The sequence below is a fragment of the Flavobacterium sp. FG68 genome, assembly GCF_057808895.1.
This window is the reverse complement of record NZ_JBMDIY010000002.1, coordinates 202,945-224,432: the sequence shown is the minus strand read 5'-3', so window position 1 is coordinate 224,432 and position 21,488 is coordinate 202,945. Positions and strand designations below refer to the sequence as shown.

Sequence of the window (21,488 nt, the reverse complement as noted above, 5' to 3'; positions counted from 1 at the left end):
AAAAAGGGCTTCGACTTCGCTCAGCCTGACAGTAAAATAAAATTCCAAATCCTGAAATTTCAAATTCAAATTATAGCTAAAACTTTATTCTTAAACGTTCTGTGTTGTCACTCTGAGCGAAGTCGAAGAGCTTATAATTTTACCTTTTTCAAAAAATCAGAACGGTAAGTTTCGCTTAAAATTAAAGTAGTGTTTTTATTGTTTTCTTCAACATAATGCAGTACAATTTCGTTGTGGTTGAAGAATTTTATCGCTTTTACGGCAATGATTTCTTTTTTGTTAATTCGGCAGAAATCGGTTTCAGGTAATTCTTTTAAAAGTGTATCAAATTTTACATTTTTCAAATTTAAAAAACTTCCGTCCGCAAGTAAAACCGTTTTGTCCCGACTGTCACTTGCAGCGGTTTTGATGTATTGAATCTGATTAAAATAAAGCAGTGTTTTTCCTTTATCGGTATTTAACTGAATAAATTTTTTAGATGCATCCGGCTTTTCAAAACGTTCTAAAGCTTTTGAGACTGCTTTTTGCAAACGTTCCAGTTTTACCGGTTTTGTGATGTAATCTACCGCATCGATATTAAAAGCATCGGCGGCATATTCTTTATAGGCGGTACAAAAAATCACTAATTTATTACCAACCATTTCAGCCAGATGAAGTCCGTCCATTCCCGGCATTTCGATATCTGAAATTAGCAAATCAAATTCGAGTTCGGGAATATCAGACAAAAGTTTCTGCGGATTATTGAATGTCTTTATGATTTCCAGTTCAGGAATTTGTTCGCAAAGCATTTTCAAGTACGTTAATCCCGGAATCTCATCGTCCAGAAGCAAGCATTTCAGTTTTGTATTCAAGTAAATCTATTTTTAGATGGGCAATATAAACATCGTTTTCTACAAATTTATCAAGTTTAAAATTATTCTTGTAAATAATGCGCAGACGATGTTCTAAAGTGGCGTGACCAAAACCGCTTCGCTCCTTTTTCAATACTTTTTTATCTGAAATCTTATTTGAAACGGTCATAGAAAAAGCGTTATCACGAAATTCAAAAACTACCGAAATAAAAGCATCGGCACTTTGAAGATCGGCATGTTTAAAGGCATTTTCAATTAAATCAATCGAAATCAAAGGCGCCAGCAAAGGCTGATCGTACAATTTATCATCTTCGTTGATATTGGTTTTGATCTTCAGTTCAAAAAGCGGACTGATTTTGATTTTATTGATTTCGATTAAATTCAGTGCAAAGTTTATTTCTTCTTTTGCGGTTACGAATTTCTTTTTGCTTTCGTATAAAATATAATCCAGAACATTGGCCAGTTTATCCAGAGCAAAATAAGTTTGATATGCGTGCGACTGAATTGAATTCAAAATATTCTTAAACAAATGCGGATTTAGTTTTGACTCTAAATTCTCTAACTGCAAGTCGTTTACTTTTGCTTCGAGCGCATAAAAACTTTTTTCGGCGTTATCTTTTGCCTTTTTTGCCTGCGTTAATTGATATATCATAAAACAAATTATGATAATTAACAGTAAAAGAATGGCTAGAAATATAAAAGTTGTGGTATTGTTTTCCTGCATTGTTTAAGGATAATTAAAGTTTTTTGCCACAGATTACACAGATTCTCACAGATTAAAAATAATTATTTTGATGAAAAATCCTTTAAATCTGTGAAATCTGTGGCATATATTTTTAGTGACTTGAAACGAATTTCAACCCAATAATTGAAGCAATTAATGTTGTAAGGAAAAATATTCTCCAAAAGGTTGCCGGTTCTTTAAAAATAAAAATCCCAACCAAAACAGTTCCAACTGCGCCTATTCCTGTCCAAACGGCATAAGCAGTACCAATTGGTAAAGTTTGTGTTGCTTTATACAATAAAATCATACTGATTGAAAGACATACAAAAAAACCAACCATCCAATAAGTTGATGTAATTCCTGATGTTTCTTTTGCTTTTCCTAGACATGATGCAAATCCAACTTCAAAAAGTCCGGCAATAATCAATAAAATCCAATTCATTTTCTTTTCATTTTTAAATTAACTGCAAATATGAGAAAAGCTAGCGACTAAACAGCAAAAAGCAGGAAATTTATCACAAAATATTCAGGTGCCGATTTGTGTTAACATTAAGTAAAATACAATCGATTGTTTATGATTTTGAGCAGTTTTCACTACATTTGCAACCATTTTTAAAGATTTTATGAAAAACGCTATTAAAGTTGGGTTCTGGGAAAAATTAGCCCGAATCATACTTAAAAACAGAATCACAATTCTGGTCATCCTTTCTGCTTTAACTATTTTCCTTGGTTACCAATGGAAAAACCTTTCTATGACTTATACTGAAGCAAACCTGCTTCCAAAAGATCATATCGCAAACAAAGAATATCAAAAATTCTTAGACAAGTTTGGTGAAGAAGGAAATCTGGTTGTAATTGGTTTTCAGGATAAAAACTTTTTTACTCCAAAGAATTATGCTGCGTGGAATGAATTAATGACGGGTTTAAAAAAATCTAAAGAAGTAGATTTAGTTGTTTCACTAAACGATTTAAAAAAACTGGAGAAAGATACCGTTAATGAAAAATTCGTTTTAACGCCATTTATCGATCAAAGTAAAGTTTTAGACCCAGCCTATTTAAAAAGCGTTCAGTATGATTTATTCCATAATTTACCTTTTTACGAAGGATTGTTATTCAATAAAGAAAGCGGAAGCGTTCGTTCTGCAATTTACATCAATAAAAAACTGGTAAATACTGCTGAAAGAAAAACTTTTATTCTTGAAAATCTGGTTCCGAAAATCGATAAATTCGAAAAAACAACCGGAATTGATCTTAAAGTTTCTGGAATGCCATACATAAGAACGATCAATGCGGCTGATATGAAAGGCGAAATTGGTCTTTTTATTGGTGCGGCTTTATTGACTGTTTCGTTGATTTTCTTTTTCTTTTTTCGTTCTTTCAGAGCAACTTTTATTTCGATTTGTATTTTAATTGTTGGTGTAATCTGGTCGTTTGGAACACTTGGATTATTTGGTTATAAAATCACGATTTTAACAGCAATTATTCCACCGTTGATTATCGTTATCGGAATTACAAACTGTATTTTCCTGATCAATAAATATCAGCAGGAAATTAAATTACATAATAATCAGGCTAAGGCGCTGCAGCGTGTAATTTCAAAAATTGGGGTTTCGACTTTAATGACCAATTTAACTACCGCAATTGGTTTTGCTACGTTTATGATTACCGGAAATGATCTTCTTTTTGAATTTGGTCTGGTAACTTCAATCAACGTGATTTCTGTTTATTTACTGACACTTTTCATTGTGCCAATTGTATACAGTTTTATGCCATTGCCAAAAGAAAAACATTTATATCATTTGACTAAAACTTACATTTCGACTTTATTAAATGTGGTCGAAGATGTAGTTAAAACAAAACGTCGATACGTTTATATTGTTTACGGTTTATTTTTGGTTTTCAGCGTAATTGGAGTTTCACAAATGAAAGTTTCAGGAAGTTTGATTGGTGAAATGCCAAAAAGCTCTTCTTTCTTTAAAGATATTTTATTTTACGAAAAAGAGTTTAACGGAGTTATGCCGCTTGAAATCATGATTGACACCAAAAAGAAAAAAGGTGTTATGAAGGCTTCAACGATTCGTAAAATGGATGAACTGCAAAATACAATTGCTGAAATTCCAGAATTGGCAAAACCGGTTTCCATTGTGAATTTGGTTAAATATTCTAAACAGGCTTTCTATAACGGAAATCCGGAATATTATCAATTGCCAACTTCGCAGGAGCAGACTTTTATTTTGAGTTATGCTAAAAATGCGACCAAAAACAGCAAAGAAAATTTAATGAAAGCTTATGTTGATTCAACTGGACAATATGCCCGAATCACGACTTTCATGAAAGATATTGGAACGGATGAAATGGCTAAAGTGGAGAAAAAACTTCACAGCAAAATCGATGAAATTTTCCCAAAAGATCGTTTTGAAGTTACCGTTACCGGAAAAGCATTGGTTTTCCAGAAAGGAACTTCGTATTTGGTTGAAAACTTAATTGAGTCATTAATATTCGCTATTTTAACGATTGCAATCCTGATTTTATATTTATTCCGTTCTTTCAAAATGGTAATGGCATCTGTAATTACAAATGTTTTACCGCTTTGTATTACATCAGGATTAATGGGTTATTTTGGAATTCCGTTAAAACCTTCGACGATTTTGGTATTTAGTATCGCCTTTGGAATCTCGGTTGATAATGCGATTCAGTTTATGGCGAAATACAGACATGACTTGCTTCAAAGCGGCGGAAAAGTGAAGAAATCTGTTTTCAGTGCTTTAAGAGAGACTGGAATCAGTACTTTCTATACATCGGTTGTTTTGATTTTAGGTTTTGCAACTTTTACATTATCAAGCTTTAGCGGAACTATTGCGCTTGGAGGATTAATTTCTTGTACTTTGGCTTTTGCAATGTTTGCGAATTTGGTTGTTTTGCCTTCGTTGGTTTTGACCTTTGAGAAGAAGAAAACTAAGAAAGAGGAATTGGAGAATTTGGAGAAGTAAGGTTTTTATTTTTTGCCACGAATTTGCTTCGCCTGTTCGCTATCGCTCGAGTCACGAATTAGCACGAATTAAAATGGTAAAGAAAAGAATTACAGCAATTGCATTACTTTTTTTATATAGTATCAATTGTTTAGCTGAAGGACAATATGGACTAGCACGATTTATAACGTTTATCCACTTTATATTTCTTTGTTTGTCTATTTTTATTTACACAATGATTGGAGGAATTATAATAAAATTCATTTTACAAAAATCTAATCTTTTAGTAAAAAATCAAACTCGTAAAGCATTTTCTATTTCATTATTAATAGCAATTTTGTTTGCAGTATTTTTTGAAGTCGATTTTATATATTACTTATGGAATAATACCTAATCTCTAAATAGTCTATCATTTCGATAAAGGAGAAATCTCACTCGAAGCTCGACAACTATTAGTGACTTGCTTTACGGAATTACTAGTGCGATTCCTCGTTCCTCGGAATGAAAACTGCATCTAAAATGGTTCTCATGAAACCGAATGCCCTAGCCCTGATAGAAGCGACATCCTTTTTCTTGCTCCTTTAGCAAGAAAAAGATATAGCGGATAGCAGGAAACAGCTTCAAAAATTAATTATTATCGTTTATATTTGCAATTCGATATAAAAAACACTGATTTTGTTTTAAGCTAAAATCAGAAATCTAAAAAATCTAAAATTAAAATGAAACACACAAAGGTTAAAGACTTATTAAACAGTACGACGACGCTACAGGAAGTGAATGCAAAAGGATGGGTGAGAACTTTTAGAAATAATCAGTTCATCGCGCTTAATGACGGTTCTACCATTAATAATATACAATGTGTTGTTGATTTTGAAAATACACCGGAAGAGACTTTAAAAAGAATCACGACCGGAGCTGCGGTTTCTGTATTTGGAACTTTGGTTGAAAGTAAAGGTGCGGGTCAGAAATACGAAATTCAGGTTACTAAATTGGAAATTCTTGGAGATTCTGATCCTGAAAAATTCCCAATGCAGCCTAAAAAACATACTTTAGAATTTTTAAGAGAAAAAGCACATTTACGTGTACGTACAAATGCGTTTGGAGCAATTATGCGTGTTCGTTCGGTATTGTCTTATGCAGTTCATAAATATTTTCAAGATAAAGGTTTTGTTTACGTAAACACACCAATTATTACTGGAGCTGATGCTGAAGGTGCTGGAGAGATGTTTCAGGTAACATCTTTACCACTTGACAATCTTCCAAAAAATGAAGAAGGAAATATTGATTTCAAAAAAGATTTCTTCGGAAAACATACGAACTTGACGGTTTCTGGACAATTAGAAGGTGAAACTTTTGCTATGGCTTTGGGTCAGATTTATACTTTTGGACCAACTTTTAGAGCTGAAAACTCTAACACTTCTCGTCACTTGGCAGAGTTTTGGATGATCGAGCCAGAAGTTGCTTTCAACGACCTTGATGACAACATGGATTTGGCTGAAGATTTTATTCAGTATGTAATTAAATATGCTTTAGACAACTGTAAAGATGATTTGAAATTCTTAGAAGGAAGACTTCTTGAAGAAGAAAAATCAAAACCACAAGCGGAAAGAAGCGAAATGGCTTTGTTAGAGAAATTGAACTTCGTATTGGAGAACAATTTCAAACGTGTTTCTTATACGGAAGCTATTGATATTTTAAGAGATTCAACTCCAAATAAAAAGAAAAAGTTCCAATATATCATTGAAGAATGGGGAGCTGATTTACAATCTGAACACGAACGTTATTTAGTTGAAAAACACTTTAAATGTCCGGTAATTTTATACGATTACCCAGCAAACATTAAAGCGTTTTACATGCGTTTGAACGATAACACAGAAGCAGGAAGAGAAACAGTTCGTGCAATGGATATCCTTTTCCCTGGAATTGGAGAAATTGTTGGAGGTTCTGAAAGAGAAGAGCGTTATGATGTTTTGGTTGAAAAAATGAAAGCTCTGGAAATCGACGAAGAAGAATTATACTGGTATTTAGACACCAGAAGATTTGGTTCTGCAACTCACGCAGGTTTCGGTTTAGGATTTGAGCGTTTGGTATTGTTTGTAACAGGAATGACAAACATTAGAGACGTAATTCCTTTCCCAAGAACTCCTGGTAGCGCGGAATTCTAAAAAGTTTTGCCACGAAGGCACAAAGACGCTAAGTTTATTTTTAATTGATTAAAGACTCTAAAAATTTTAAAATAATACCACGAAAACACAAATTCACAAGTATTATTTTATTGTTTAATGAAGATTTAAAAACTTTCAAAATAAAACTTTGTGCCTTTGCGCCTTCGTGGCAAAACCCAAAAAAAATATGCTCTCTGAAAGAACGGAAGAAATTGGAAAAATAATTGTAAACTCGGCATTTAAGGTTCATAAACAACTTGGACCTGGATTATTAGAGAGAGTTTATGAAGTTTGTCTAGCCCATGAAATCACAAAAGCTGGTCTTGATGTAAAACGTCAGGTTGATATTCCAATTTTTTATGATGGAATTGAATTTAGCGAAGGATTAAGATTAGATTTACTGATTGAAGATTCTATAATTATAGAAATAAAAGCGGTTGAGCAAATAAATCCGGTTTGGGAAGCACAAATTATAAGTCAATTAAAATTGCTAAATAAAGATTTAGGATTTTTAATTAACTTCAATGTTCCATTAATAAAGAGTGGCATCAGAAGATTTATAAATACAAAAAGAGTATTTTAAGTTTTCATAGAAATATAAGAAAGCAAAAAAAAACTTTGTGGCTTAATGCCTTTGTGGCAAGAAACAAAAAACAAATAAAAAACTTTGCGCCTTCGCGTCTTAGTGGCTAAAAAAAGTAGTGCCTTATCATGCTAAAGCAATTTTTAAATTTAAAATTATCCCAAAAATTATCTCCACAGCAAATTCAGCTGATGAAGTTAATTCAATTGCCTACGCAAGCTTTTGAACAACGTTTATTAGAAGAAATGAACGAAAATCCGGCTCTTGAAGCAGGAAAAGAAGAAGAATACGAAGCGGATGAATTCGCAAATGAAGACTACGACGATTATGATGATGCAGAATCTGACAGAATCGAAGCAGACGACATTAATATTGACGAATACTTAAGCGACGACGATACTCCAGATTACAAAACTCAGGTTAACAATTATAGTGATGATGAAGAACGCGAAACGCCTTTTGCTTCGCCAATTAGTTTTCATCAGGATTTAATCAATCAGCTGAATACTTTTATTTTAAACGATGAAGAACGCGAAATCGCGGAGTTTCTTGTTGGAAGTATTGATGATATGGGTTATATCCGCAGAAGTGTTCCGGATATTGTAGACGATATGGCTTTTACTCAGGGAATTTATACTGATGAAGCAATGGTCGAAAAAATGCTGCATGTCATTCATGAACTTGAACCTTCGGGAGTTGGAGCGCGTGATTTACAGGAATGTTTATTGTTACAATTAAAGCATAAAACGCCAACTGAATATGTTGACTTGGCAATCGATATTATTGAAAATCAGTTTGATGCTTTTACAAAGAAACATTACGACAAATTATTACAGAAATACAGCGTTTCGAACGAACAGCTTAAAAAAGCGATTCACGAAATTGAAAGACTAAACCCAAAACCGGGCGGCTCTTTTACAGGGAATAATAAAGTAACTGAAAATGTGGTTCCGGATTTTGCTATCAGAATTGTGGATGGCGAATTGGAACTAACTCTAAACGGGCGAAATGCTCCTTCCCTGCACGTTTCTAAAGATTATCAAGAAATGATGCAGACGTATAAAGATTCTCGTGATAAATCGACGGCACAGAAAGATGCAGTTCAGTTTATCAAACAAAAACTGGATTCGGCTAAATGGTTTATCGATGCGATTAGACAACGTCAGGAAACACTTTTTGTAACGATGAATGCGATTATGCATTATCAGGAAGAATTTTTCCTGGACGGCGACGAAACCAAACTAAAACCAATGATCTTAAAAGATATTGCAGATATGGTTGGTTTGGATATTTCGACGATTTCGCGTGTTGCTAACAGTAAATATGTGGAAACGCCATACGGAACAAAACTGATTAAGGAATTCTTCTCTGAAGCCATGAAAAATGACCAAGGTGAAGATGTTTCGACTTTAGAAATCAAAAAAATCCTTAAGAATACAATTGAAGAAGAAGACAAAAAGAAACCGCTTCCGGACGATCAATTGGCCGAAATCTTAAAAGAAAAAGGTTATCCAATTGCAAGAAGAACTATTGCAAAATATCGTGAACAACTTGATATTCCGGTTGCAAGAATGAGAAAGAAAATTTAGGTTTGATTTTTTAAACCATATAAGAAATATAAGTTCATTTAAAATAATTAAAGCCCGATAGATTTTAAACCTATCGGGCTTTTTATTTTTTGCTTTCCAAACCATATTTTTTATAAACTGGACTGAAGTCCAGCCCTACAATATGGATCGAGCCTCTTGGCTCTTTCTTAGTTCCGAAGGAACGAATTATTTTGTAGAGCTGGACTTCAGTCCAGTTTACATTAATTGAGATTATTCATCATTCGATTTAATCAAACGTTCCTACGGAACGTATACCTCACAAACAAATATTTTTCTACCAATGAAACATTCCTACGAAATGAATATTTCCTTTTAAAAACAACAAATCCGATAGGTTTTTAAAAAATCGGGTTGTGCTTTTACTCATCATTACATCTTAAACTGGACTGAAGTCCAGCCCTACAATATGGATCGAGCCTCTGGCTCTTTCTTAGTTCCGAAGGAACGAATTATTTTGTAGAACTGGACTTCTGTCCAGTTTATATTAATTGATATTATTTGTTATTCCGTAGGAATATCTGGTTGGTAGAAAAAAAAATAGCGTTTGGCATTGTGTCCCTTCGGGACACTTGGTTTTTTATATTAAAACGATGTCTGTTATATTAATCAAACGTTTCTACGGAACGTATACCTCACAAATCCAATATTTTTCTACCGATAAAACATTCCTATGGAATGTATGGAATGGAATGACTTCTAAAAAACAACAAACCCGACAGGTTTTAAAAACCTGTCGGGTTTACCAATTTGTAAAAGTTCAAATTATTTATATTGATCCGGTAATATTTTCACCGTAAACAAAAATCCTTTCTTTTTGTCACTATAACTATAAATCAAAGTATAATCATTATCTCTAAAAACCTGAAGTCCCGGATTTGCTTTTGCTGTACTTAAAAGACTTTTCTCAATTTCGTCTTGTATAACATTAACCTCAGCGACGTCTTTTTCTACATTTAGCAATGTCAAATTGTATTGAACAACTCTTTCTTCATGTAAACTAACACTATCTAAACGAATGCCTTCCTGAATTTTTAGCGGACAACTTTTATTATATTTTTCAACTAATTCTGTTATTTCAGTGCTTACCTCATCTGCTTTTTCAGAAAGAAAAAATTGAAAAAAAACAGCTAAAGCCACCGCAATTCCAATCAAAACTAATAGTAAGATATTCTGTTTTCTCATACTTTGCTTTTCTTGTATTGGTTATTAAAATTAAATAGAATTTGGATTTATTTTTCCTGGTTTTTTTTCATCGCTTTAAAATAGGCCGCACGGCTCAACGGCTCATACTCTTCGGTTTCACCAAGCATTACCAATTTATCATTATCCGTTTTACGGAAACTGTAATTCGCAAGATTTCCGGTTCTGGTGCAAACAGCGTGAACTTTCGTTACATATTCGGCAGTAGCCATAAGTGCCGGCATTGGTCCAAAAGGGTTTCCTTTAAAATCCATATCAAGACCTGCAACTATCACACGAATTCCCTGATTAGCAAGATCATTACAAACTGTAACAATTTCATCATCAAAAAACTGAGCTTCGTCAATACCAATAACGTCACAGCCTTGTGCTAAAATAGCAATATTGGCTGCAGCCGGAACTGGCGTAGAACGAATTTCGTTGGCATCGTGAGATACCACCAATTCGTCATGATAACGGGTATCAATAGCAGGTTTAAAAATTTCGACTCTTTGTTTGGCAAACTGGGCGCGTTTTAATCTGCGGATTAATTCCTCGGTTTTACCCGAAAACATTGATCCACAAATAACTTCAATCCAACCAAATTGTTCTTTGTGATTTACTGTATTTTCGAGAAACATTTTGTATTTTTCTGCCTTTAAAAATGAATAGTTTTTATTACTTTGTACTGGTAATAAATCGACGTAAAAATGTGCTGTTTTACATTTTTTCAAAAGTAGAAAATTTTTATCAAATCAGGGATTGGCAGACGCTTATTAACAGAAATAAAAAATATCTTTAAAATATCTGTCCGTTTTCCTTAAGAATAAAGACATTCAAGCATCAAATACACTAAAATACCTTATTCACTATAATTTCAACAGTTATGAAAAAAAAATTGGAAGCCGATTTAATCAGCATTGCACATCGAATTTTAAAACTTAAAAATAAATCCGATATCAATCAATTATATCTTGAAACTCAGAAATTATACGAGAAATTAGCGATTTTAAAATTTGTCGATGAAAATTTTGACGAAGTTAAACCAACAATCAGCCACAGCGAAATTAGTTCTGAAATTGAAGCTATTTTTGAAAAAGAAGAAATTCAGACAGAAACTGCTACTGCTCCAGCTATTGTTGAAGAAATTAAAGCTGAAGAAACTTCTGAAGTTCCAGTTGTTGATGAAGTTAAAGAAGAAGAAACTCCTGAACCTGCGATTATCGAAGAAATAACAGCAGAAATTCCTGAAGAAACAACTCCCGAAGCTGTTCAAGAAGCATCTGAAATACCTGTTGAAGAAAAAACAGAAGAACCAATTGGTGCAGAAATTCCGCAGCCAGAAGTTACAGAAGAAATTGAAAAGACAGAAGATTCAAAAAATAATATCGAAGAACTTTCGTTTACGACTGTAAATAATTTAAAACCAATTCCAGATTTTAAACCTGCTTTTGAGTTAGATACAGAAGAAATAAAAGAGGAAATTAAAGAAGAACCTAAAACAGAATCAAAAGGAACACCTATTCCAATTGCATTTGAGGATTTCGGGATCAATTATGCTGATGCACAATTTGTAAAAGTGGACAGTTTTGAGCCTGTTTCTTCTTCAAACAATGATTTAAAAGAGAAAAAGAATATTGAAATCCCAGTTTTAGAAACTCCGAAAGAACCAAAATCAATTTCTTTAAACGAAAAATTAGCAAAAGGTTTTCATATTGATTTGAACGATAGAATCGCTTTTACAAAAAATCTTTTCGGAAACAGTACAGAAGATTACAGTCGCGTTTTAAACCAATTACTAACTTTTGATTCTTATGCAGAAGCAAAGGATTTTATCGAAAACATGGTAAAACCGGATTATAATAATTGGGAAGGAAAAGACGATTATGCAGAACGTTTTCTTGGAATTATTGAGAAAAAATTCGCTTAGAAATAGAACACAAATTACACGAATTAGCACGAATTTTTTCTTTGTGAAATTTTTTAAAAGCACTTATAATTTGTGTCAATTCGTGAAATTCGTGTTTAAACATTAAAATAAAATATGTCAAAATTATATATAGTTCCAACGCCAATTGGCAATCTTGAAGACATGACTTTTAGAGCCATTCGGGTTTTGAAAGAAGTCGATTTGATTTTGGCTGAGGACACCAGAACAAGCGGAAAACTGCTAAAGCATTTTGAAATTGGTACGCACATGCACAGCCATCATATGCACAACGAACACAAAACAACCGAAAATTTAATTGCACGTTTAAAAGCCGGCGAAACCATCGCTTTAATTTCAGACGCAGGAACTCCGGCAATTTCAGATCCGGGATTTTTGTTAACTCGTGCTTGTGTTGAAAATAAAATTGAAGTAGAGTGTCTTCCGGGCGCAACCGCTTTTGTTCCAGCACTTGTAAACAGCGGACTCCCAAATGATAAATTTATTTTTGAAGGTTTTCTTCCTGATAAAAAAGGGCGTCAGACTCGTTTTTTAGCTTTAGCCGAAGAAACCAGAACCATGATTTTATATGTTTCTCCACATAAACTTGTTAAAACATTAGCTGAATTTATTCAGTATTTTGGAGAAGACCGACAAGTCTGCGTTTCAAGGGAATTATCAAAATTACACGAAGAAAATGTACGCGGAACCGTAAAAGAAGTTCTGGCACATTTTGAAAAAACAGCACCGCGCGGCGAAATCGTCGTTGTCGTTGCCGGAAAAACAATAATAAAAGAAGCTAAGAAAAGTAAATTTTCAAAAGACGAAGAAGAATAATTTATTCATGCCACAGATTAAAAAGATTTAAAAGGATTATTTTTTGCCACGACTCGAGCGATAGCGACAGGCGAAGCAATTTCACGAATTAGCACGAATTAAATTAGTGGAAATTCGTGAAATTCGTGGCAAAAAAATAAAAAATCATTATAATCATTTTAATCTGTGGCAAAAAAACAACCACCAATATGAGCATACAAGCCTTTTTAGAAAAAGTAAAACAAACTCCAACCCAAATAACATTTCCTGAAACTATTGTAGTAATCGAAGAAAATTACAACTTTACACCAACTGCTTTTCAAAACGGAACACAGCACAACGCTGCCGGAGAAAATTCAGGTTCTTGTAAATTATTTTCTTTTGCAAAACTGCAAAACTTAAACAAAGAAGAAACTTTAGCTTGTTTTGGAGCTTTCTATTTTGAAGAAGTTTTAGGAGATCCAAACGGAACCAATCACCAAAACATTAGAAATTTCATCAACTTGGGCTGGGACGGAATTAAGTTTGAAGGAAATGCCTTGGAACTGAAATAAATACTAATACCTTTTTAAAATGAAGGAAAGATTAAAAGAAATCCCAATTATAATATTTCTGCTTATAATTGGCATTCCTTTGTGTATATTATTCTTTCCTGTAATTCTGGTTTATTTGATATTTGAATTTTTTCAAAAAAAAGGATTCAAAAAAAGATATAGCAATTATTTAATATCGATCGAAGGAAAAAAATTCTTTTGTTACAACAATCGCAAAAACAATCATCATTATATCGAAAAAAATATTATTCCAAATCTCACTAATGACATTGAACCGATTTTTCTTGAAGGTAAACGAATTAGAAATGAAGATAACCGGGAATATCTTTCACATATGTTACTAAACGTTTCTAAACGAAAAGGATTTCCATATATAATTAAAATTAGCAATGGAAAAGCGTTAGACATATCAATGAACAATGAATTTTACAATTTCAAAAGTCAAAATAAAAATCCTGAAGATTTAATAGTTTTAATAAACGCTAGTTTTGAGAATCTAAAATCTGAAGTCTAAAATCTACAATTAAAAAATGCGTTGGACCATAAAACCAAAACCTTCTGAAGATAAAATCAAACATTTGGCGCAAGCCCTAAATGTAGAAGATTTTGTAGCAACACTTTTGATTCAGCGTGGCATTGATACTTTTGAAGATGCCAAGAATTTCTTTCGTCCGTCTTTAGAACATCTTCACGATCCATACTTGATGAAGGATATGGACAAAGCCGTTGCAAGAATAGAAAAGGCAATCGAAAATCAGGAAAACATATTAGTTTTTGGCGATTACGATGTTGACGGAACAACAGCTGTTTCTTTAGTTTCCTCCTATTTAAAATCACATTATTCCCATATTGCCACTTACATTCCAGATCGCTATGACGAAGGATATGGCATTTCCTACAAAGGAATTGACTATGCAGACGATAATGGGATTTCTTTAATCATTGCGCTCGACTGCGGAATAAAATCAATCGATCATATCGCTTATGCGAAAGCAAAAAATATAGATTTTATTATTTGCGATCACCACAGACCCGGGGAATTTCTTCCGGATGCGGTTGCAATTTTAGATCCAAAAAGAGAAGACTGTTCCTATCCTTACGACGAATTATGCGGTTGCGGCGTTGGTTTTAAATTGATTCAGGCTTTAGGTCTAAACAGAAATGAAACTATCGAAGATTTGGTTCCTTATCTGGATTTAGTTGCTACGGCAATTGCGGCAGATATTGTTCCGATAACTGGCGAAAATCGTGTTCTCGCTTATTTCGGTTTGAAAGTAATTAATAGCGAACCAAGACCTGGAATTAAAGCTCTGGTTCATCAGGTAAAAAAGAAAGTTTTAGATATTACCGATGTGGTTTTTATTATTTCTCCCCGAATTAATGCGGCAGGAAGAATAAAACATGGAAATCATGCGGTTGAATTATTAACCGAATTTGATTTTGAGCAAGCACAGCAATTCGCCTCAGAAATTGAACAATACAACGCAGACCGAAAAGATTTAGATAAAAAAATCACCAAAGAAGCATTTCAGCAAATTCTGGAAAATAAAGAAGAAGAACGTTTTTCTACAGTTGTTTTTCATGAAGACTGGCACAAAGGCGTGATTGGGATTGTGGCTTCGAGATTAATTGAAACCTATTATCGTCCGACTTTGGTTTTTACTAAAAGCGGAGACAAATATGCGGCTTCTGCCCGATCTGTAAAAGGATTTGATGTTTATAATGCACTCGATGCTTGTTCCCAACATTTGGAACAATTTGGAGGTCATATGTATGCCGCGGGAATGACTTTAAAAGCAGAAAATTATCAGCTTTTTAAAGAAGCTTTTGAGAAATGTGTACAGGAAACTATTTTACCTGAAATGCGAACTCCGGAAATCGAAATTGATGCTGAAATAAATTTCTCAGATATTACACCAAAACTCATCCGGATTTTAAAACAATTTGAGCCATTTGGTCCGCAGAATATGACGCCGGTTTTTATGACTTCGGATATAAAAGATACGGGTTATGCTAAAACGTTGGGCGCAGAAGAAGAGCATTTAAGACTTTTCGTTAAACAATCTAATTCCGACGGAATTGCTGCCATTGGCTTCGGACTCGGAAAAAAACTCAATATAGCACAAAATCAAAATCTGTTTCAATTGGCTTATACAATTGCCGAAAATGAATGGAACGGAACTATTTCAACACAGCTTATGCTGAAAGACATTAGAACAAATGACAACTAAATCAAACAAGCCAGATCCGTATCAGGCACTTCGCTACAGAGAATTCAATGTGTTTTTATTACTTCGTTTCTGCATGGTTTTTGCCTGGGCGATGCAGTTTATCGTGATAGAATGGGAAGTTTACAGTTTAACTAAAAACCCGCTTTCACTGGGAATTATTGGTTTAATGGAGGTTATTCCAGCTGTTTCGATGGCATTATTTGCTGGACATATTGTAGATCAAAAAGAAAAGAAAGGATTGCTGGTAAAATGTATTCTCGGATTTTCGGTAATTAGTTTTGGATTGTTTTTACTGACCTGGCCAAAAGTTGTGGGCGATTGGTCTCCAACTGTTATTTTATATTCCATTTATACTTTAGTCTTTTTAGGCGGATTAGTTAGAGCTTTTCTTGGCCCAACTATTTTCTCTCTTTTATCATTAATTATTCCTAAAAAAGCATATCCAAATGCTGCAACGTGGAGTAGTTCGGTTTGGCAAATCGGGGCCGTGATGGGTCCGGCACTGGCTGGATTTTCCATTAACTGGATTGGCGTTCACTGGTCAATGTGTCTGGTTTTCGGATTTTCTCTTCTTTCACTAGTTGCTTTATCACAAATCAGCACAAAACCAATCATAAATCCGAAGATTGGAGAATCGATAAAAGACAGTCTTACAGAAGGTTTAACTTTTGTTTTTAAAAATCAAATTGTTTTAGGTGCTTTATCGCTTGATATGATTGCTGTACTTTTTGGAGGTGCAGTTGCATTATTACCCGTTTTTGCGCAGGATATTTTAAAAGTCGGCCCTGAAGGATTTGGTATATTAAGAGCCGCGCCTGCAGTTGGATCTTTTATTACAATGCTCGTTTCTGCTTATGTGCCTTTATACAAAAATGCAGGAAAGAAACTTTTAGTCGCCATATTTGTTTTCGGATTATCAATCATCTTATTTGGTCTTTCTACGTCGCTCTGGCTTTCGGTTTTTGCTTTATTTTTAAGCGGACTTGCCGACGGAATTTCTGTAGTAATTCGTCAAACCATTTTACAGCTTAAAACTCCTGATCACATGCGCGGACGTGTTGGTGCCGTAAATTCAATTTTTGTTGGATCTTCTAATGAATTAGGTGCTTTTGAAAGTGGTGCAACTGCTAAATTGATGGGAACAGTTACATCGGTTATTTTTGGAGGAAGCATCACACTTTTGACGGTTTTAGGTTTTGGTTTTATATCACCTACCTTTAGAAATCTAGATCTTAAAAAAGATATGGATGATCATCATAATCAGGAGTAATGGCGAAAATTAAAAATATAATTTTAAGAATACATCTTGCAACATTAATTATACTTTTAATTAATTTAATAATTAATGTTGTTTTCGAAATTAGCTTAATTGCCAATATCCGTTTAGTTCTTAAAATTCTACTTTATGTTTCAGCTTGCATCTTGTTCTTTTATTATGTGAAGCCATTTAAAAAAAGGGCTTTATACTTTTCAATTTATATCTTCTCTCCAGTTTTCATTTTTTTCAGCTGGTTGATCAATAAAACTTTGGGAACTACTTTAGCATCAATTTTTATTTTTTGCTTTTGCACCCAAAATGATATAAGATTTGAAAATGAAAAAATTCAAATTAAAAAGGAGTTTCGAGGATTGGAAGAATGTTGTACTTATAAAGTAACTCAAGAAAAATATTATTTATTTGAAAAGAAATTATCTGAATTTCAATTTGAAAGGAATCTATATTTTAGAAAAGAAGATATTAAAATTAAAACTGACACTTTAAAAATGGATCTCATTTTAAAGTATTATGACGAAAAAGATCATCACTATTTTGCAAAAGACACTACTATATATACTTTATTGAAATAAAAATTCAAATTGATTCGAATTCAAAAATGAAACAAATACTCTTTACTTTTCTTTTTGTAATATCTTTTTTCGCAAGCGGTCAAAATCTTTATATCAAAACATACGGAAACGAAAAGAATAAACCTTTAATTTTCATCCACGGAGGTCCAAGCGGCAACGCAACTTTATTTGAAGGAACAACAGCTCAAAATCTGGCTGATCAAGGTTTTTATGTTATTGCATACGACCGAAGAGGTGAAGGAAGATCTGCAGATCCTGAAGCGAAATTTACTTATGAAGAAGCTTTTCAGGATTTAAATTCAATCTATAAAAAATATCATTTAAAGAAAGCAATTTTACTTAGTCATAGTTTTGGCGGTTTGGTTGCAACACTTTATACCAATAAATATCCTCAAAATGTAAGCGCTTTGGTTTTGGCTGGAGCATTATTTTCTCAACAGAAAACTTACGACCATATTTTAAATTCTATAAAGAAAATCCACGACGGCGATTCTAAAACGCTGAATAAAATAGCCTATATAGAAAAACTCGACAAAAATTCCGCTGGATATAGGAAACATTGTTTTGACTTGGCAAGCGATGAAAATTATTTTAAAATGCCAAATCCAACTACAGCATCTAAAAAATTATATGCCGATTACGAAGCTGGAGAATTTTTTAAAACCAACATTCGGAACAAAAATGCGCCTTTGCTTTTTTATCAAAACGAAAAGCAAAATAATATCGACAGCAGGCCTTTTTTAAAGAAAATTAAAGCCAAAGGAGTTCCAATTTACGCTATTTACGGAAAAGATGATGGCATTTTCTCTTCCGCGCAAATTACTTCAATTAAAGGGATTGTTGGCAAAAATCATTTTGCTTTCTTAGATAATTGCTCTCATTATTTATTTGTTGATCAACAAGTTGAATTTCTTTCCAATATAAAGAAATGGCTTAAATAGTTTTTTTAACCATATAAGTGATATAAGGTAATTTAAGTTTACGTTTAATCTTTATTAAATGAACTTATATCACTTATATGGTTCAATATTTTTTCATTTTTATGATTTTTTTATTTAGAATTAATATAAATAATATTTATATTTGTTGAAATAAAAGGATTTACGATGAGAGAAATAGAGAAGATATATCATAACAATTTTGGAATAGCCTTTTACTGGAAACAAAATAATCAAACCATTCTGGACAAAGTACAATTGGTTTTTAAAGAAACAGGCTTTTATTTTAGTCTATCAGAATTGAATCAGTTTTGTGATTTAATTGAAGACAGTATGATGGAAAATACTTGCTGCGAGGCTTGCGAAATGAAATATTCCTGCCATAAATTTTTATTAAAAACACCTTGCAATTCAATAGACCTTGCTGTTTCTATGACGGAATTGAAATCGATTAAAGATTTAGTTGAAGGCTCTTTATTTAAAATTGAATTAGACGAATATGTTTACGGAGCCGGTCTAAACTAGAAACATTCTAAATATTTTAACAGCATTTTTTCATTATTCAAATATATTTTGATTGTATTCAAAATAAAGTATATTTACAACAATGAAAAAAATTGGCATTCTTTTTACCCTTGTTGTTTTATCAGTTTTATTTACGAACTGCAGCAACAAATCTGATGAATATATTGATCCGCGCGGAACTGATTATGCCGGTTCTGAAAGCTGTATTCAATGTCATCAGGTTCAATACAACATGGCTTTACAAAGTTCTCACTTTAAAGCAACTGCTCCCGCAATTTCAGAAAATGTTTTAGGCGATTTTGACAAAGCCAATCATACTTTTATTTATGACAAAAACACCAAATTAGTCATGGAAAAACGCAACGATAGTCTTTATCAGGTTTTATATAAAAACGGAAAAGAAGTCGAAGCGTATCCATTTGATATTGTTTTTGGAGTAAAACACGCGCAGACTTCTGTTTACTGGCGTAATAATAACACATACGAATTACCTGTTTCCTATTATAATTCTATACATAATTGGGCAACAAGTCCGGGATTTCCTGCTGATAAACCTTATTTTGACCGAATGGTGGTTAAGGATTGTTATTCGTGCCACGCATCAAATGCCAGCAGCAGAAGCGTGAATCAAAATTCTGAAGAGAAAAATTTTCTATCGATGGATGTTGAAGATATTATCGATAAAAAAACCATCGTTTACGGAATTGATTGCGAGCGCTGCCACGGACCTGCAAAAAAACACGTTGATTTTCATTTAAAAAATCCAAATGTAAAAGTTGCAAACAGCATTACCAGTTTTAAAACTTTAAACAGACAGCAAAAACTGGATGCGTGCGCGCTTTGCCACGCCGGAAATGACGGAATGAAAATGAAATCACGTTTTGAATTTAAACCCGGAGATAATTTATCTGAGTTTTATCGTGAAACCAGAAGTATTAACGATACAGCCAATTTTGACGTTCACGGAAATCAGTTTCGTTTAATGGCGCAAAGCAAGTGTTTTATAAACAGCGAAAAAATGGATTGTATTACATGTCATAATCCGCATGAAAATGCTTCAAAGAATATGGCATCGTATTCTAAAATTTGTATGACTTGTCATCAAGGTTTAAAGCACAATGAAAAAACACTAAAAATAATGCCTGAGAAATTAATGGCTAATAATTGTGTAGAATGTCATATGCCGAAAAAAACATCAGGAGCAATTAAATTTCAGCTTTCAAACAGTAAACAACTTTCAGAATATATTCTGAGAACACATAAAATCGGTATTTATCCAATGGAAAAAAAGTAATTACGATTCAAATTTTTGAAGCTCGAAAGTTTCGCCGTCAAAAACACCATAAGTAAAATATCCAATCCAGTCGCCCAGATTTACATAGTTTGAATCCTCACCTACTGGAATTATCATGGGTAAATGACGATGTCCGAAAATGAAATAATTGTAATGTTTGGTTTCTAATTTACGTTTGGCGTATAAAACCAGCCATTCGTTTTCTTCACCTAAAAATTTTACATCTTCATCACCAGAAATTAGTTTGTTTTTAACTGATAAATATTGTGCTAAACTTACACCAACATCTGGGTGAAGCCAGCGAAACAGCCATTTTGAAAACGGATTTGTAAATACCTTTTTCATTCGTTTATAACCTTTATCGCCAGGACCTTTTCCGTCGCCGTGACCAATTAAAAAGGTTTTTCCGTTAAAAGTAAATTCTTTATTGTCGTGGTAAACCGGAATATTTAATTCGGTTTGAAAATAATCATTCATCCATAAATCATGATTTCCAACGAAAAAATAAATTGGAATGCCGCTGTCACGAATTTCAGCCAATTTTCCTAAAACACGAACAAAACCTTTTGGAACAACAGTTTTGTATTCGAACCAAAAATCAAATAAATCACCTAATAAAAAAATCGCTTCGGCATCTTCTTTAACTTTATCAAGCCAAGCCACAAATTTTTGCTCACGCGGCAGGCTCAACTCAGGAGTTGGCGCACCAAAATGTTGATCTGAAGCAAAATATACTTTTTTCATTCGTGAAGTTATGGATTATGAGTTATAAGTGAAAAACTTGGAATTTGGAATTTCTTTTTTTTGAAATTTAAATATTATCAGATGCGTACCATTCTGCAAATGAAGATTCTGTTTCCTGAAGTTTAAGGGAGAAAAGAGAAATTCCAGACGGAAGTCTTGCGATAATTCTTTCTGCAAAATCTACCACCATGTTTTCACTTGTTGGCTGATAATCAACCAAAATTACATGATGTCCACGGTTTTTTAATTCATTTGCTAATTCGACATGCGGCGTTGTTTGGTTAAAAACAGTTGCATGATCGAACTGATCGACGATTTCTTCTTTTACAATTTTCTTTAGATCAGAAAAGTCAATCACCATTCCGAATTTCACATTAGACCTGTCAGTAATTGGCGAGCCAATAACGGTTACCGACAATTTATAACTGTGCCCGTGAACGTTCTTGCATTTTCCGTCGTAACCGTACAATGCATGTCCGGTTTCGAAACTAAATTGTTTTGTAATTCTGATATTACTCATCGATTTTTAA

General features: G+C 33.3%; 21 protein-coding genes. 14 read left to right on the top strand and 7 right to left on the bottom strand.

Features of this window, described 5'->3' with window-relative positions; genetic code table 11:
* Positions 1-131 precede the first annotated feature (131 nt).
* From ACODSB_RS02380 to ACODSB_RS02370, 3 genes are all read right to left on the bottom strand, one after another.
* Positions 132-851 carry a LytR/AlgR family response regulator transcription factor gene (locus ACODSB_RS02380; RefSeq protein ID WP_488935858.1) on the bottom strand — a complete coding sequence of 240 codons (720 nt, stop codon included), beginning with the start codon at positions 849-851 and terminating at the stop codon, positions 132-134.
* On the bottom strand, positions 814-1,575 hold the full coding sequence (locus ACODSB_RS02375) for a sensor histidine kinase (RefSeq protein ID WP_053473268.1): 762 nt from the start codon (positions 1,573-1,575) through the stop codon (positions 814-816). Before ACODSB_RS02375 ends, ACODSB_RS02380 begins: the two co-directional genes overlap by 38 nt.
* 112 nt (positions 1,576-1,687) lie before the next feature.
* The gene (locus tag ACODSB_RS02370) at positions 1,688-2,017 is read right to left on the bottom strand and encodes a DMT family transporter (RefSeq protein ID WP_488935857.1); all 330 of its coding nucleotides are present in this window, start codon (positions 2,015-2,017) and stop codon (positions 1,688-1,690) included.
* Positions 2,018-2,198: 181 nt separating this feature from the next.
* On the opposite strand from ACODSB_RS02370, the gene ACODSB_RS02365 reads away from it, so the two are divergent.
* From ACODSB_RS02365 to rpoN, 4 genes are all read left to right on the top strand, one after another.
* Complete coding sequence (locus tag ACODSB_RS02365) at positions 2,199-4,565, top strand: efflux RND transporter permease subunit (protein WP_488935856.1); 2,367 nt, start codon at positions 2,199-2,201, stop codon at positions 4,563-4,565.
* 698 nt (positions 4,566-5,263) lie between these two features.
* On the top strand, positions 5,264-6,709 hold the full coding sequence (gene asnS / locus ACODSB_RS02360) for an asparagine--tRNA ligase (RefSeq protein WP_488935855.1): 1,446 nt from the start codon (positions 5,264-5,266) through the stop codon (positions 6,707-6,709).
* Between the two features lie 187 nt (positions 6,710-6,896).
* Positions 6,897-7,292 carry a GxxExxY protein gene (locus ACODSB_RS02355; RefSeq protein WP_053473444.1) on the top strand — a complete coding sequence of 132 codons (396 nt, stop codon included), beginning with the start codon at positions 6,897-6,899 and terminating at the stop codon, positions 7,290-7,292.
* A gap of 128 nt (positions 7,293-7,420) precedes the next feature.
* Positions 7,421-8,881: an RNA polymerase factor sigma-54 gene (rpoN, locus tag ACODSB_RS02350; RefSeq protein WP_053473445.1), complete on the top strand. Its 1,461-nt coding sequence runs from the start codon at positions 7,421-7,423 to the stop codon at positions 8,879-8,881.
* Positions 8,882-9,664: 783 nt separating this feature from the next.
* Here rpoN and ACODSB_RS02345 read toward each other — a convergent pair.
* Together ACODSB_RS02345 and ACODSB_RS02340 are read right to left on the bottom strand one after the other, a co-directional pair.
* On the bottom strand, positions 9,665-10,084 hold the full coding sequence (locus ACODSB_RS02345) for a hypothetical protein (protein ID WP_488935854.1): 420 nt from the start codon (positions 10,082-10,084) through the stop codon (positions 9,665-9,667).
* Between the two features lie 47 nt (positions 10,085-10,131).
* On the bottom strand, positions 10,132-10,722 hold the full coding sequence (locus tag ACODSB_RS02340) for a thymidine kinase (RefSeq protein ID WP_053473446.1): 591 nt from the start codon (positions 10,720-10,722) through the stop codon (positions 10,132-10,134).
* Positions 10,723-10,967: 245 nt separating this feature from the next.
* Between ACODSB_RS02340 and ACODSB_RS02335 the strand changes: the two genes are divergently transcribed.
* From ACODSB_RS02335 to ACODSB_RS02290, 10 genes are all read left to right on the top strand, one after another.
* Positions 10,968-12,011 (top strand): DUF8457 domain-containing protein, encoded by a 1,044-nt coding sequence (locus ACODSB_RS02335; RefSeq protein ID WP_488935853.1) that lies wholly within the window; start codon positions 10,968-10,970, stop codon positions 12,009-12,011.
* A gap of 114 nt (positions 12,012-12,125) precedes the next feature.
* Entirely contained in the window at positions 12,126-12,845 is a 720-nt protein-coding gene (gene rsmI / locus ACODSB_RS02330; protein ID WP_488935852.1) for a 16S rRNA (cytidine(1402)-2'-O)-methyltransferase, read from the top strand.
* A 188-nt stretch (positions 12,846-13,033) separates the two neighbouring features.
* Positions 13,034-13,378 (top strand): HopJ type III effector protein, encoded by a 345-nt coding sequence (locus ACODSB_RS02325; protein ID WP_488935851.1) that lies wholly within the window; start codon positions 13,034-13,036, stop codon positions 13,376-13,378.
* A gap of 19 nt (positions 13,379-13,397) precedes the next feature.
* A complete protein-coding gene (locus ACODSB_RS02320; RefSeq protein WP_488935850.1) occupies positions 13,398-13,892 on the top strand; it encodes a hypothetical protein in 495 nt (164 codons plus the stop codon).
* 16 nt (positions 13,893-13,908) lie between these two features.
* Positions 13,909-15,609, top strand: a complete 1,701-nt coding sequence (gene recJ / locus ACODSB_RS02315) for a single-stranded-DNA-specific exonuclease RecJ (protein WP_488935849.1) — start codon at positions 13,909-13,911, stop codon at positions 15,607-15,609.
* Positions 15,599-16,879: an MFS transporter gene (locus ACODSB_RS02310; RefSeq protein WP_488935848.1), complete on the top strand. Its 1,281-nt coding sequence runs from the start codon at positions 15,599-15,601 to the stop codon at positions 16,877-16,879. Before recJ ends, ACODSB_RS02310 begins: the two co-directional genes overlap by 11 nt.
* Positions 16,879-17,457, top strand: coding sequence for a hypothetical protein (locus ACODSB_RS02305; RefSeq protein WP_180856901.1), 579 nt, complete (start codon positions 16,879-16,881; stop codon positions 17,455-17,457). Before ACODSB_RS02310 ends, ACODSB_RS02305 begins: the two co-directional genes overlap by 1 nt.
* Positions 17,458-17,483: 26 nt before the next feature.
* Positions 17,484-18,398 carry an alpha/beta fold hydrolase gene (locus tag ACODSB_RS02300; protein WP_488935847.1) on the top strand — a complete coding sequence of 305 codons (915 nt, stop codon included), beginning with the start codon at positions 17,484-17,486 and terminating at the stop codon, positions 18,396-18,398.
* Between the two features lie 165 nt (positions 18,399-18,563).
* Positions 18,564-18,920: a hypothetical protein gene (locus tag ACODSB_RS02295; RefSeq protein WP_053473280.1), complete on the top strand. Its 357-nt coding sequence runs from the start codon at positions 18,564-18,566 to the stop codon at positions 18,918-18,920.
* 82 nt (positions 18,921-19,002) lie between these two features.
* Positions 19,003-20,214 carry a cytochrome c3 family protein gene (locus tag ACODSB_RS02290; protein WP_488935846.1) on the top strand — a complete coding sequence of 404 codons (1,212 nt, stop codon included), beginning with the start codon at positions 19,003-19,005 and terminating at the stop codon, positions 20,212-20,214.
* Here ACODSB_RS02290 and ACODSB_RS02285 read toward each other — a convergent pair whose 3' ends face one another.
* Entirely contained in the window at positions 20,215-20,958 is a 744-nt protein-coding gene (locus ACODSB_RS02285) for a UDP-2,3-diacylglucosamine diphosphatase (RefSeq protein ID WP_180856905.1), read from the bottom strand.
* A gap of 67 nt (positions 20,959-21,025) precedes the next feature.
* Complete coding sequence (locus ACODSB_RS02280) at positions 21,026-21,478, bottom strand: 6-pyruvoyl trahydropterin synthase family protein (RefSeq protein ID WP_256636233.1); 453 nt, start codon at positions 21,476-21,478, stop codon at positions 21,026-21,028.
* Positions 21,479-21,488: the final 10 nt, after the last annotated feature.